Raw genomic sequence first — 13,531 nt, 5'->3', positions numbered from 1 at the left:
GGCGGGCCGCGGCCGTACGGAGGTCAGCGGGCGCGGTGGAGGCGGCGCAGCGCGATGGCGGCCGCCACGCCCCCGGCCAGCGCCCCCACGCCCGCGGCGATGGGCAGGCCGATCATGGTGGCCTTGCGGCCGGTGCGGAAGTCCTTGATCGCCCACTGGTTCTGCCGGGCGTGGTCGCGCAGCTCGGCGTCGGGGTTGATCGCGGTGGCGTTGCCGACGATGGACAGCAGCGGCAGGTCGTTGGCCGAGTCGCTGTAGGCCGAGCAGCGGCTTAGGTCGAGGCCCTCCCGGCGGGCCAGCGCGCGCACGGCCTCCGCCTTGGCGGGGCCGTGGAGCAGGTCGCCGACCAGGCGGCCGGTGTAGACGCCGTCGCTGGTCTCCGCCACGGTGCCGAGGGCGCCGGTCAGGCCGAGGCGCTGGGCGATCACCCGGGCGAGCTCCACCGGGGTCGCGGTGACCAGCCAGACCCGCTGGCCGGCGTCGAGGTGGCTCTGGGCCAGGGCGCGGGTGCCGGCCCAGATGCGGTCGGCCATCACCTCGTCGTAGATCTCCTCGCCCAGCCGGACGATGTCCTCGACCTTGTTGCCCGCCACGAACGCCAGCGCGGCCTCCCTGGCCTCGGCGATGTGCTCGGGGTTCTCGCCGCCGCGGACCCGGAAGACCGTCTGGCCGAACGCGAACCTCAGCAGGTCGCGGGTGGTGAACAGGCCGCGCGAGGCCAGGCCGCGGGCGAAGTAGTAAATGGACGCGCCGCGCATCATCGTGTTGTCCACGTCGAAGAAGGCGGCGGCGGTCGGGTCGGGCTCGACCATCGGCAGCGCGACCGCCGCGGCGGCCGCCACCTCTCCGGCTGCCACCTCTCCGGCCGTCCCCGCCCCACCCCGGTCTCGCAGTAGCCGCCTCATAGCCCTCAGCTTAACCGGAGCAGGCGGGTTAAACCGGTATACAACGCGTGGCCGTGAGGCGACGTACGGCGGGCGGGCGGGCCTCCGGCGGCCCGGTGGCCGTCCCCCGCGGCGGCTCCGAACGGGTCCCGCGACGGCCCGTCAGCCGGGGGGAGCCAGTTGGATGATGTAGTGGAGATAGCCGTTGGCCCGGCGCTGATCCTCGACGTCCAGTTTGGGGAGCATGCCCTCGATCTGGTTCCGCTGCTTCTGGACGAAGCGCTTGAGCTGGCGGGAGTTGCGGACGTCGCGGCGGCGCACCCGGGTGAGGGAGGAGACCGCCGAGCGGGTGGTGTCCTCCATATCCTTGAGGGTCTGCCGGATCAGGCGCTTCTCCCGCCGGGAGGAGCCGAGGAGCTCCTCGACCTCGTGGGCGCGGGTCTCGGCGTAGCCGAAGGAGCGGTCGGCCCGCTCGGCCTCACCGGCGCTCAGGTGGAACAGCGTGCTCTCGGCGGCCCGCTTGAGCGGGTAGAGCGTCTCCCCGGGCATCGACCGGTAGGTGGCCAGGCCCGCCGCCAGCATCACCGCCACCAGCCCCGCGCTCACGAGCCGGTAGAGCGGCCCCGGGCGCGGGCACCGCACCCGGACGCCCCGCCGCCCGCGCCGCCGGTGCCGGGCGCGGCGCGCCGGGACGGCCGGTTCCGCGGGCTCGTCGGCCCCGGCGAGGTCCTCCCGGGCGGCGTTCGCCAGGCGCTCGCGCAGCCCCGCGCGGAACTCCGGCCGGGGGGCCCCGCCCATCCGGGTGCCGAGCCTCGTGACGTGGCTCCGGGCGCGTGCCCGGGACCCGCGCGAGGTGCCCGGCGGCCACTTACCCATGAACGCTCCCTGCCGCCCCAGATCCGTGACGCATCGTGTCACCTGCCTAACGACGGCCCGGCGCGGCGGGTTACGCGCCGCACGTACCGGGCTTCGCGCGCCCTCACGGGGGCCTCGCGGGGCTCCGCCGGGCCTCGCGCCGCCACACGCGGTTCAGCCGAGGTCCGACGGCAGCGCGCGGGCGAGCGCCCGGATCGCGCGGAACTGCAGCGCCTTGATGGCCCCGCTCTTCTTCCCCATGATCAGTGCGGTCTCCGCCAGCGACATGCCGTGCAGGAACCGCAGGACCACGCACTCCTGCTGCTCGGGTCCCAGGTCGCGGACCGCGCTGAGCACCCGGTCGCTGACCATGGCGGTGACGACGGCGTTCTCCGGGATGTGCGGGCCGTCGAGCGGGGTGTCGATGACCTCGGCGGTCGAGACCTCCAGCCGGTACCTGCCGGACTTGAAGTGGTCGGCGATCAGGTTCCTGGCGATGGTCACGAGCCAGGCCCCGAAGTCGCGGCCCTGCCAGGTGAAGTCGGCGATCCGGCGCAGCGCGCGGAGGAAGGTCTCGCTGGTGAGGTCCTCGGCCAGCGGATGGGAGCCGACCCGGAAGTAGACGTAGCGGTACACCAGATCGAGGTAGCGGTCGTAGAGCGCGCCGAACGCGTCCGTGTCCCCGGTCTTGGCCCGCAGGACGAGCTCGCGGAGCTCCTCCACGGCGTCCGTGCGCGTGGCGGGCTCGTCGCCGCGGGCGGGGGCCGTCCCGACGGCGGTGGGGAGGTGCCCGGCGAGCGGCCACGTGTCTGGCATCCGGTATCCCTGTGGGGGAGAGGGTGCGGCGTGCCCGCTCACTCTAGGAATCAAACGGGTGATTCCACAATCCAAACGCCAATTCATGACTTACGGTAATCACTCGGTGTCGCGGTCCCGGGGCCGGTCCGGCCGCCGTATCGGGCCGTTCGGTCGCCCGGCTACCGGTAGGGGGCCGATGTCCGGCAGCATGGGGGCACCATGGAAGTCCTCGTCGCTGTCATCGCATTCGCCGGATCGCTCCTCGCGGCCGTCGCCACCGCCGCCCTCATCGGCCGGTTCCGCAGCGAGCCCACGGGATGGGCGATCGCCTGGAGCCTCACGACGGCGGCGCTGTGCGTGTCACTCGGAGTGATCGGCGCAGGTCACCTGCTGGGATTCGGAGCGGCCACGTTCCGCGTCTACCAGCTGACCGGCTCCCTGCTGGCCCCGCTGTGGCTGGCCGTCGGGGTCGTCCAGCTGCTGGTGCGCGGGGCCGGCCTCAGGTTCGCCTCCTGGCTCGTGGGCGCCGGGTTCACGATCGTCGGCGCGGTGATCCTGGCGGTCGACCGGGTCGAGGAGGAGAAGAGCTTCGGCAGCTCCCTCCCGGTCGGAAGCGTCCACTGGGGCCTGCCGCCGACCTACGTGCTGCTGGCCGTGCACGTCGTGGCCGCGCTCGTCCTGGTGGCGGGCGTCGCGCTGACGGTGAAGCGGTGGAGGGGCGGCGACGAGTACGACGCCGACAACATGCACGCCCTCCTCGTGCTGGGCCCGACCGGCCTGGCCCTCGTGGGGGCGATGAGCTTCGCCGTACCGGGGATGTTCACCGCGCTGCTGCTCTGCGTCGCCGCGGCCGCGGTCTGGTACAGCCTGCTTCGCCCGCTCGCGCCGTACGAGGACGACGAGGACGAGGACGAGGGCGGGTACGACGAGGCCCCGGTGGGCGGCGCCGCCGGCGGGCGCGAGCCGGCGGGCCGCCGCGCGGCCTTCGGGCAGCCCCCCGCGGACGTCCAGGTCGCGGGGCGGCGCGCCCTCGCCGAGGAGTCCCCGCGCCGCTCCGGCCTCGGCGACCTCGTCGCCGAGTACCGTGCGGGTGAGCCGGAGTTCGAGGACGCGGGCCGCAGGAACCGGTCCACGCCGCCCCGGCCCGCCGGGGACGACCCGTTCGGCGGCCCGGCCACCGGCATGTTCATGGCGGGCGAGTACGGCATGCCGCCCGCCGCGGGCGGGCACGACCTGCAGGCCGGCCCGGCCGACGACCGGTCCGCCTCCACCGGCGAGTACAACGTGCCGCTGAACGAGTACGGCAGGCACTCCGGCGGCCCCAGCACCGGAGAGTTCGCCGTCCCCGACTCGCCGCTGCGGCCCATGTCGGCGGACCAGGCGTTCGGCGCCCCGCAGACCCGGCACGGGCGCCCCGCCGAGCCGTCCCCGGGTGTCCCGGGCATCCCGGGCGTCCCGGGTGCTCCGGGCGTGCCGGGCGCCCCGGGCGGCCGCGGCCGGACGCCCGAGCCGCCGGAGACCGGCGCGATGTACCCCGGGGCGGCGGCAGGGCGGCCGGGCGGGGCCGGACGGCCCTCGCCGAACATCTTCGGGCTGCTGACCGTCTTCACCCTGATCGACGGCACCGGCGAGATGTTCGACCGGCTGGCCGAGGAGACGGTCGAGGCCGTCCGCGGCGCGGAGCCCGACACGCTGATCTACGCCTGCCACGCCGTGAAGTCGGCCCCGCTCCAGCGCATCATCTACGAGATCTACCGCGACGAGGTCGCCTACGCCGAGCACCAGCGCCAGCCGCACGTCGAACGGTTCGTCAGCGAGCGACAGAACATGGTGCTCGCCACCAACGTGATCGACCTCAGGGTGAACGCCGCCAAGGTGCTCCCGCTGCCGACGTCCTTCTAGCCCGGGCGGGCCGGCCCGCCCCTCAGGAGGTCAGCGCGGCGCGCAGCCTGGTCTCGTCGACACGCCAGAAGTCGTGCTGCACGCCGTCGACCAGTGTGACCGGGATCATCTCCCAGTACTTCGCCTGGTCCTCGGCGGAGGCGGTGATGTCGCGCTCCTCCCAGGGGACGCCCAGCTCCGTGGCGACCCGCTCGATCACCGTCCGGGCGTCGTCGCACAGATGACAGCCGGGCTTGCCGAGCAGGGTGATGCGGTGGTCCTGCGGTGCCATGGCAGCCACCGTAGCCGAGCCGTACGGCGGTGCCGCGATCGGCGTGCCCCCCCCCGCCCGCCGCGCGCCCGGAGACGCCTCCCCGGGAAACACCCGGGATGCCTGGAGCGGCCGCTCCCGGGAAACACCCGGGATGCCTGGAGCGGCCGCCCCGGGGAAACGCCCGGGACACCCGAAGGCGCCGCCCCGGGGAAACGCCTGGAATGTCCGCCGGACCCGGATACCACAGGACGTGCAAGGACACCGTGGGACCTTCCGGGACGCCGATGACGTCAGGGCCGCACGAGCGCGGATGCGTGAAGTTTCACTTTGTGCATCGCTTCACAAAGGGACTAACCTGAAAGACAGTGGCCTCACCTCGTCATCCGCCGCGTTCCGGCCGCGCCGGTCGCCTGTCCCCCTGGAGCTCCGGCACGTGATCCGCCGTCCGTCCCACGCTCGCGAACGCGGCATCCCCGAGGCGACCGTCGCCCGGCTGCCGCTCTACCTGCGAGCCCTCAACGGCATGTCCGAGAGGGGCCTGGCCACGGTGAGCTCCGAGGACCTCGCGTCGGCGGCCGGGGTGAACTCCGCCAAGCTCCGCAAGGACCTGTCGCACCTGGGCTCCTACGGCACCCGCGGGGTCGGATACGACGTCGAGTACCTCATCTACCAGATATCCCGTGAGCTGGGTCTCACCCAGGACTGGGCCGTGGCCATCGTCGGAGTGGGTAACCTCGGTCGTGCGCTCGCCAACTACGGCGGGTTCGTTTCCCGTGGCTTCCGGGTCGCCGCCCTCTTCGACGCCGACCCCGAAGTGGTGGGCGACCACATCGCGGGATTGAATGTGGAGCACATCGACGATCTGGAGGCCGTCATCAGGCGGCGGGGAGTGTCGATCGTGGTGCTCGCGACGCCGGCGGCGGCCGCCCAGCAGGTGGCCGACAGGGTCATCGCCGCCGGGGTCACCAGCATCCTGAACTTCGCCCCCGTCGTGCTCACGGTGCCCGAGGGCGTCGATATCCGTAAGGTCGATCTATCAATTGAACTTCAGATCCTCGCGTTCCACGAGCAGCGCAAGACGGATCGGATGAGTGGGGGACCCGCGATGGCCGAGGAGTGGCCCGAGGCGGTGGACTTGTGAACGGCGGACCAGGAAGGCCCCGGAGGCACGGCATCGCCCGGGCGGGCGCGGACACCGCGGCCGGCCGGCGCCGGCCGGTGAGGGAGGTCGAGACCCGGTGAGTGTTCTCGTCGTCGGTCTGAGCCACCGCACGGCTCCCGTGGCACTGCTCGAACGGGTGTCGGTCACGGGTGACGCGCTGGTGAAGCTGCTTCACGACGTCCAGCGCGACCCCGCCGTGGCCGAGGCGATGGTGGTCTCCACCTGCAACCGGGTCGAGGTCTACGCCGTCGTCGACCGGTTCCACACCGCGGTCAACGGGCTGTCGGAGCTGCTCGGCGTCCACTCCGGCGTCCCGCTCGACCAGCTCTCGGCCCACCTGTACGTGCACTACGAGGACCGTGCCGTCGAGCACCTGTTCTCGGTCGCCGCCGGGCTCGACTCGATGGTCCTGGGCGAGGGGCAGATCCTCGGGCAGGTCCGCTCGGCCCTGCGGCTCGCCCAGGAGGAGGGCACGCTCGGCACGACGCTCAACGACCTCGTCCAGCAGGCGCTCCGGGTGGGCAAGCGGTCCCACGCCGAGACCGGCATCGACCGGGCGGGCGCGTCCCTGGTGGGCGTGGGCCTCACCCTGGCCGGACGGGTGCTCGGCCCGATCGGGGACCGCGCGGCGCTGGTCGTCGGAGCCGGCTCGATGAGCTCCCTGTCGGCCGCGACCCTGCAGCGGGCGGGCGTCACCGACATCGTGGTGGTCAACCGCACCCACGAGCGCGCCGTACGGCTGGCGCAGGCGGTCGGCGGCCGGGCCGCCGAGTTCGGCGAGCTGGCGGCCGAGCTGGCCCGCGCCGACCTGGTGATCTCGTGCACCGGCGCCACCGACCTGGTCATCACCGCCGACATGGTCCCGGCCAGGGAGATGTTCCTGCTGGACCTCGCGCTGCCGCGGGACGTCGATCCCGCGGTGCGGGACCTTCCCGGCGTCACCCTCGTCGACCTGGAGTCGATGCAGGACGGCACCGCCGACGCCGACACCGACGACGGCGGGCGCGCCGAGGCGATCATCGCGGTGCGGGAGATCGTCGCCGAGGAGGTCGCGGCCTACCTGTCGGCCGAGCGGGCCTCGCGGGTCACCCCGACCGTGGTCGCGCTGCGCAGCAAGGCCGCCGACGTGGTGGAGGCGGAGCTCGGACGGCTCGTCTCCCGGCTCCCGGAGCTCGACGGGCGGGCCAGGGACGAGGTCACCCAGACGATCAGGCGTGTGGTCGACAAGCTGCTCCACGAGCCCACCGTGCGTGTCAAGCAGCTCGCGCAGTCCCCGGCGGGAGATCATTATGCCGAAGCGCTGCGCGAGCTGTTCAACCTGGACCCGAAGGTCCCCGCCGCAGTGAGATGCGCAGAGGTCGAGAAGGAGGTGGGCAGGTGAGCGACGTTTCCTCCCCGCTCAGGATGGGGACGCGCCGTAGCCTCATGGCGACGACCCAGTCCGGCCTGGTCGCCGACCGGCTCACCGCGCTGACCGGCCGGCCCGTCGAGCTCGTCGGCGTCACCACCTTCGGCGACGTGTCCAAGGCCAACCTCACCCAGCTCGGCGGGACAGGCGTCTTCGTCAGCGCGCTGCGCGACAAGCTGATCGATGGCGAGATCGACTTCGCGGTCCACTCGCTCAAGGACCTGCCCACCACGCAGGACCCGCGGGTGACCATCGCCGCCATCCCGCCGCGCGACGACCCCAGGGACGCGCTGGTCGGCACGGCGAAGCTCGCCGACCTCCCGCCCGGCGCGAAGATCGGCACCGGCTCCCCCCGCAGGATCGCCCAGCTGCGGCTGCTTCGCCCCGATCTGGAATACGTCCCCATCAGGGGAAACGCCGAGACCCGGATCGGCAAGGTGACCTCCGGCGAGCTGCACGGCGTCGTGCTGGCCGCCGCCGGGCTCGGCCGGCTGGGCCGCGAGTCGGAGATCTCCCAGATCTTCGAGGTCGAGGAGATGCTCCCCGCGCCCGGGCAGGGCGCGCTGGCCGTGGAGTGCCGGTCCGACCGGGCCGACCTCATCGAGTTCCTCGGCGTGCTCGACGACGCCGCCACCCGGGCCGCGGTGACCGCCGAGCGGACCGTGCTCGCCACCCTGGAGGCGGGATGCGCCGCGCCGGTCGGTGCGTACTCCGCCCACCAGGGGGAACAACTCATTCTTACCGCCGCTGTCGTCGCCGTGGACGGCAGCCGCGCGGTGCGCAAGTCCACCGCCGGAGACCCTTCGGCGTCCGCGAACCTCGGTCGCGACCTCGCCTCCGAGATGATCGCCGAAGGGGCCGGCACGTTGATAGGGGAGCAAGCACATTGAGCTCCGGAAGTACCGCCTTCGAGAGTTCCGCGGGCTTCGTCGCCTTCGTGGGCGCCGGCCCCGGTGACGAGGGCCTGCTCACGCTCCGCGGCGCCGACCTGCTCTCGAAGGCCGACCTCGTCGTGCTCGACCGGGAGGCCTACGGCGCGCTGCTGCGTCACTGCCGCCCGGAGACCGAGGTCGTGGACGCCGCCGAAGAGGGCGCCGTCCCGCTGCGGGCCGTCACGGCGGCCAAGGACGGTCGCCGCGTCGTGCGCCTGTGCGCCGGCGACCCGATGTTCTTCTCCTCGATCACCGAGGAGGTCACGGCCTGCGCGAAGGCGGAGGTGGACTTCGAGATCGTGCCGGGCGTGCCCCCGGCCACGGCGGTGCTGACCTACGCGGGCATCCCCGCGGCGGTGTCGGTGCCGGAGTTCCGGGTCGTGGACGCCACCCAGGTCGAGGACTGGTCCGCCCACGCGGCCGGCGCCGGCACCCTGGTGATCTACAACGGCGTCGCCGAGGCCGTCCCGATCGCCAAGGCGCTCATCGCGGCCGGCCGCCCCGACTCCACCCCGGTCGCCGTCAGCGGCGCGGGCACCACCACCGAGCAGTACACCGTGGTGAGCACCCTCGGCCGGATCGGCCCCGACCTGAAGCACGCCGGGGTGACCGAACCGGCCCTGATCGTGGTCGGCGAGGCCGTCGGCATGCGCGACCGGCTGTCGTGGTTCGAGACCAAGCCGCTGTTCGGCTGGCGGGTGCTGGTGCCGCGCACCAAGGAGCAGTCGGCCGCCCTGGTCGAGCAGCTCCACTCCTACGGCGCCGTGCCCGAGGAGGTCCCCACGATCTCCGTCGAGCCGCCGCGCACCCCGCAGCAGATGGACCGGGCGATCAAGGGCCTGGTCACCGGCCGCTACGAGTGGGTGGCGTTCACCAGCTCCAACGCGGTCAAGGCGGTCCGCGAGAAGTTCGAGGAGTACGGCCTGGACGCCCGCGCGTTCGCCGGGCTCAAGGTCGCGGCGGTCGGCGAGGCCACCGCCAGGGCGCTCGTGGCGTTCGGCGTCAAGCCCGACCTGGTGCCGTCCGGGGAGCAGTCCTCGGAGGGCCTGCTCGCCGAGTGGCCGCCGTACGACTCCATGCTCGACCCGATCAACCGCGTGCTGCTGCCCCGCGCCGACATCGCCACCGAGTCGCTGGTGGCCGGGCTCACCGAGCTCGGCTGGGAGTGCGACGACGTGACCGCCTACCGGACCGTCCGCGCGGCGCCGCCGCCCGCGCCGATCCGGGAGGCCATCAAGGGCGGCGGGTTCGACGCGGTGCTGTTCACCTCGTCGAGCACCGTGCGCAACCTGGTGGGCATCGCGGGCAAGCCGCACAACGTCACGGTCATCGCGGTGATCGGCCCGCAGACCGCCAAGACGGCCGAGGAGTTCGGCCTGCGCGTCGACGTCATGGCCGACAGGCCCTCCACGTCGGCCCTGGCGGCCGCGCTGGCCGAGTACGGCGCCAAGCAGCGGCAGGCCGCCGTCGGGGCCGGAGACGTCCCCCGCAGGCCCTCCCAGACCCGGAGGGGAGCCCGGCGCCGCGCCAAATAGACTGGAAACCGTGCCGCGAACGCCGCCCGCAGACCGGGGCGTCCGCGGCGGCTTTCGCGTTTCCAGCGGGCTGAAACCACACGTGTCCCCCGGCTCCTCGATCCTTGTGGCCGGGGAGAGGGAGGACCCATGACCGCCCAGTTCCCGGTCGCGCGTCCCCGCCGGCTCCGCCGTACCCCGGCGATGCGGCGGATGGTCGCGGGGACCAGGCTGCACCCGGCGGAGCTCGTGCTGCCGCTGTTCGTCAAGGAGGGCATCGATCGGCCGAGCCCGATCGCCTCGATGCCGGGGGTGTTCCAGCACACCCGCGACTCGCTGCGCAAGGCCGTCCACGAGGCGGCCGAGGCGGGCGTCGGCGGCCTCATCCTCTTCGGCATCCCCGCGGTGAAGGACGCCCGGGGCTCGGCGGCCGATGACCCCGACGGGATCGTCCAGAAGGCCGTCGCCGACCTGGTCTCCGAGGTCGGCGACACGATGGTCGTGATGACCGACACCTGCCTGGACGAGTTCACCGACCACGGCCACTGCGGCATCCTGACCCCCGACGGCGAGGTCGACAACGACGCCACCCTGGAGCGCTACGCAGCCGCGGCGGTGGCCCAGGCCCGCGCCGGATCGCAGTTCATCGCGCCCAGCGGCATGATGGACGGCCAGGTCGCCGCGATCCGCACGGCCCTCGACGCCGAGGGCTTCCAGCAGGTCCCGATCATGGCCTACTCGGTGAAGTACGCCTCGGCCTTCTACGGGCCGTTCCGCGACGCGGCCGAGTGCGCGCCGCAGTTCGGCGACCGCAGCGCCTACCAGCAGGACGCGGCCGGTCCGGTCGGCGAGGCGCTGCGTGAGGTGCGGCTCGACCTCGCCGAGGGCGCCGACGCCGTGATGGTCAAGCCCGCGCTCGCCTACCTCGACATCCTGCGCCAGGTGCGCGACACGGTGGACGTTCCGGTGGCGGCCTATCAGGTCAGCGGCGAGTACGCCATGGTCGAGGCCGCCGCGGCGAACGGCTGGATCGATCGCGACCGCGTCATCATGGAGTCGCTCACCGCGATCCGCCGGGCCGGGGCCGACACGATCCTCACCTACTGGGCGACGGAAGTGGCGCGCAAGCTCCGGTGAGACCCGCCCGGCGAGGCCGGTGGGAGCGGCACGCGGACGTCGGCGGAACCGGTGTGACGCCGGGTGAGACCAGCGGCACATCGTGAGAACTGGGAGTTTGTCGCTTCGTCGTGGGGCGCGTGCGTTAGAGTGCGAGAACCGGTGCGGATGTGTCCCAGGTGGTGTAGACCCTGGCTGTCTGACTTCTCTTGCTCACCAGAATGCGGATATGTCCTCATCCGGGGGGTGCGAGTATGGCGGAGACGGAGGACACAATGGTGGGGGTACCACGGACTCGTCGCGGCAAACGACGTGCTCATCCGAAGCAGACGGTCAGTTCGGTGCTGGAGTACGCCTCCCTGGGCTGGGCGAGCTGTCCCGGGGCCCGGCCGATGCCCACCGGCCCCCGCGCGTGTTCCTGTGACCGCGTCGGCTGTCCCGACCCGGGCGCCCACCCGCTCTCCCGGGCCTGGCAGATCCAGGCGACCACCGACCCGGCCCAGCTGTCCCACTGGTGGCGGAACGAGCCCGAGTCGAACGTGATCCTGCCCACGGGGCGTGTCTTCGACGTCTTCGACGTACCCGCCGCCGGGGGCCTCGCGGCCCTCACCGCCATGGAGTCCAGCGGATTCATCCCGGGCCCGGTCGCCGTCTGCGGCGACCGGGTCCTTTTCTTCGTGGCCACCCGCAACGTCGCCGAGGACGAGGACGAGTGGTGGTCCTGCCCGCTCGACTACGGCCCCTCGACGATCGACGAGATGCCCGGACTGCGCTGGCACTGCCGCGACAGCTACGTCCTCGCTCCGCCCTCCACCCTCCCGGGCGGCCGGACCGTCTCCTGGCTGCGCTCCCCGGACGGCCGCCCGCTGCCCGACCCGCTCCAGGTCCTCGACCGCCTCGCCGACGTCTGCGACTGACGGTCCCGCGCCCCGTACGGCCGCGTTCCTCTGTACGGTCCCGCAGTCCGTACGGTCCCTTCCCGTGTACGGTCCCGCACCGGTCGTTCCGGTCCCGGTACGGCTCCGTGTCCGGCGCCTACTGTGAGGCGGCGGCCCTGGCGTCGCGGCGGTTGGCGTGGACGCTGGTGAGGGTGACGACGGCCAGGACCACGACGATGACCCCCAGCGAGAGCGGGGTGGGCACCTCCGGCACCCACGTCCAGACGCCGTGCGCCCAGTGCAGGACCAGCTTGACCCCGATGAAGGCCAGGATGACGCCGAGCCCGTGGTTGAGGTGGCGCAGCTTCGCCAGGACGCCCAGCAGCACGAAGTAGAGCGCGCGCAGGCCCAGCAGGGCGAAGGCGTTCGTGGCGAAGACGATGAAGGGGTCCTCGGTCACGCCGTACACCGCCGGCACCGAGTCGACGGCGAAGACGATGTCGGTGGCGAAGACGGCCACGATGGCCAGCGCGAGCGGGGTGAGGGCACGGCGGCCGTTCTCGTGGACGACCAGCCGGGAGCCGTGGTAGTCGTCGGTGACCGGCATGAAGCGCCGCACCAGGCGGACCGTCCGCATCGACGACACGTCGACGTGCTGCTCCTCGTCGCTCAGCGCCTCCCGGATGATCTTCACGGCGGTGAAGATCAGGATCGCGCCGAACAGCAGGAACGCCCACGTGCCGCTCTGCAGGACGGCGGCCCCGAGCGCGATGAAGATCGCCCGCAGCACCAGGGCGCCGATGATGCCGTACAGCAGGACCCGCTGGGCCAGCGCGGTCGGGACCGCGAAGGCGGCCAGCAACAGCATGAACACGAACAGGTTGTCCACCGACAGCGACTTCTCCACCACGTAGCCGGTGAAGAACTCCACAGCCTGTCCGGAGCCGAAAGCCATCCAGAGGTAGACCCCGAAGAGCAGCGGCAGCGCCAGGTAGAAGACGGACCAGGCGACGGCCTCACGCATCCGCACCTCGTGCGGGCGCCGGGTCAGCACGAAATCCAGCGCCAGCAGCAACACGAGGACGGCGACGCTGATCCCCCACAGCTGCGGGGAACCGATCGTCTGGAGGCCCGCCGAGAGCGCACCGGCGCCGGACGGCTCGCTGGATGCTCCGAGAGCGGCGGCCGGCAGCGCGGCGGACGCCTCGAAGACGGGAGCCGGGAGTGCGGTGGATGTCTCGAAGACGGTGGCCGCCGGGAACGCCACGGGTGGCGGATGAACGGCGGGCATCGAGAGTACAGCGGACATGACGGGCATGGGACCTCCTCGAACGCGCTTGGTCGTTCGAGGTCTCCTTCACCCGCTTTACGCGGGCGACCGCCCGGGGACGTCGTGGAACGTCCGTACTGACCGGGTCGGCTCTTGGGAAGTACTCCCCTCGCCACCCCAGAGTAGGGCACCCACCCGGGACGACGCACGTCCGTCCGGCGAATCACGGTGCACAGGGGATCCACCGGCGTGCCGCGGTGGGTGCTTCCCCTGGGGTCGCGCGGGCCGGGGCTTTTCCCGTTGGGGCGTTTCCCCTTCTTGGGTGGGTCGGTGGTTGCCGGGCTGGTCGGTGGTTCGCGCTGCGGTGGGTGGGTGGTTGCCGGGCCGGTCGTTTGTGCGCGCTGCGGTGGGTGGGTGGTTGCCGGGCTGGTCGGTGGTTCGCGCTGCGGTGGGTGGGTGGTTGCCGGGCCGGTCGTTTGTGCGCGCTGCGGTGGGTGGGTGTTCCGGCCGGCGCTGTGGTTGCTGTCTGGTTCCGACCGGCCTTCGGCCTGGTCTCGGG

General features: G+C 72.6%; 12 protein-coding genes. 7 read left to right on the top strand and 5 right to left on the bottom strand.

Going from position 1 to position 13,531, the window contains the following annotated elements; translation table 11 throughout:
• Positions 1-23: 23 nt before the first annotated feature.
• The 3 genes from IEZ10_RS22795 to IEZ10_RS22785 form a co-directional block, all read right to left on the bottom strand.
• Positions 24-905, bottom strand: coding sequence for an HAD family hydrolase (locus IEZ10_RS22795; protein WP_189248555.1), 882 nt, complete (start codon positions 903-905; stop codon positions 24-26).
• Between the two features lie 141 nt (positions 906-1,046).
• Positions 1,047-1,760 carry a DUF5667 domain-containing protein gene (locus IEZ10_RS22790; protein ID WP_189248554.1) on the bottom strand — a complete coding sequence of 238 codons (714 nt, stop codon included), beginning with the start codon at positions 1,758-1,760 and terminating at the stop codon, positions 1,047-1,049.
• A 153-nt stretch (positions 1,761-1,913) separates the two neighbouring features.
• The gene (locus tag IEZ10_RS22785; RefSeq protein WP_189248553.1) at positions 1,914-2,555 is read right to left on the bottom strand and encodes a sigma-70 family RNA polymerase sigma factor; all 642 of its coding nucleotides are present in this window, start codon (positions 2,553-2,555) and stop codon (positions 1,914-1,916) included.
• A gap of 201 nt (positions 2,556-2,756) precedes the next feature.
• Between IEZ10_RS22785 and IEZ10_RS22780 the strand changes: the two genes are divergently transcribed.
• A complete protein-coding gene (locus IEZ10_RS22780) occupies positions 2,757-4,439 on the top strand; it encodes an antibiotic biosynthesis monooxygenase (protein ID WP_189248552.1) in 1,683 nt (560 codons plus the stop codon).
• 22 nt (positions 4,440-4,461) lie between these two features.
• On the opposite strand, the gene IEZ10_RS22775 is transcribed toward IEZ10_RS22780, so the two are convergent.
• Positions 4,462-4,710 carry a glutaredoxin family protein gene (locus tag IEZ10_RS22775; protein WP_189248551.1) on the bottom strand — a complete coding sequence of 83 codons (249 nt, stop codon included), beginning with the start codon at positions 4,708-4,710 and terminating at the stop codon, positions 4,462-4,464.
• 415 nt (positions 4,711-5,125) lie between these two features.
• Here IEZ10_RS22775 and IEZ10_RS22770 point away from each other — a divergent pair, with 415 nt between their 5' ends.
• The 6 genes from IEZ10_RS22770 (at position 5,126) to IEZ10_RS22745 (ending at position 11,741) form a co-directional block, all read left to right on the top strand.
• Positions 5,126-5,833, top strand: a complete 708-nt coding sequence (locus IEZ10_RS22770; RefSeq protein ID WP_179820559.1) for a redox-sensing transcriptional repressor Rex — start codon at positions 5,126-5,128, stop codon at positions 5,831-5,833.
• A gap of 97 nt (positions 5,834-5,930) precedes the next feature.
• Positions 5,931-7,235, top strand: a complete 1,305-nt coding sequence (locus IEZ10_RS22765; protein WP_189248550.1) for a glutamyl-tRNA reductase — start codon at positions 5,931-5,933, stop codon at positions 7,233-7,235.
• Positions 7,202-8,152, top strand: a complete 951-nt coding sequence (hemC, locus tag IEZ10_RS22760) for a hydroxymethylbilane synthase (protein WP_189248549.1) — start codon at positions 7,202-7,204, stop codon at positions 8,150-8,152. The genes IEZ10_RS22765 and hemC overlap by 34 nt, the downstream gene beginning before the upstream one ends.
• Positions 8,149-9,729, top strand: coding sequence for a bifunctional uroporphyrinogen-III C-methyltransferase/uroporphyrinogen-III synthase (locus IEZ10_RS22755; protein WP_189248548.1), 1,581 nt, complete (start codon positions 8,149-8,151; stop codon positions 9,727-9,729). The genes hemC and IEZ10_RS22755 overlap by 4 nt, the downstream gene beginning before the upstream one ends.
• Before the next feature lie 129 nt (positions 9,730-9,858).
• Complete coding sequence (gene hemB / locus IEZ10_RS22750) at positions 9,859-10,845, top strand: porphobilinogen synthase (protein WP_189248547.1); 987 nt, start codon at positions 9,859-9,861, stop codon at positions 10,843-10,845.
• Positions 10,846-11,099: 254 nt separating this feature from the next.
• Positions 11,100-11,741, top strand: a complete 642-nt coding sequence (locus IEZ10_RS22745) for a bifunctional DNA primase/polymerase (RefSeq protein ID WP_189248546.1) — start codon at positions 11,100-11,102, stop codon at positions 11,739-11,741.
• A gap of 118 nt (positions 11,742-11,859) precedes the next feature.
• On the opposite strand, the gene IEZ10_RS22740 is transcribed toward IEZ10_RS22745, so the two are convergent.
• Positions 11,860-13,011, bottom strand: coding sequence for a TerC/Alx family metal homeostasis membrane protein (locus tag IEZ10_RS22740; protein WP_229811540.1), 1,152 nt, complete (start codon positions 13,009-13,011; stop codon positions 11,860-11,862).
• Positions 13,012-13,531: the final 520 nt, after the last annotated feature.

It is taken from the genome of Streptosporangium pseudovulgare (assembly GCF_014648055.1).
GTDB lineage: Bacteria > Actinomycetota > Actinomycetes > Streptosporangiales > Streptosporangiaceae > Streptosporangium > Streptosporangium pseudovulgare.
The sequence above is the reverse complement of the archived record's forward strand: the minus strand, read 5'-3'. Positions and strand labels throughout refer to the sequence as shown.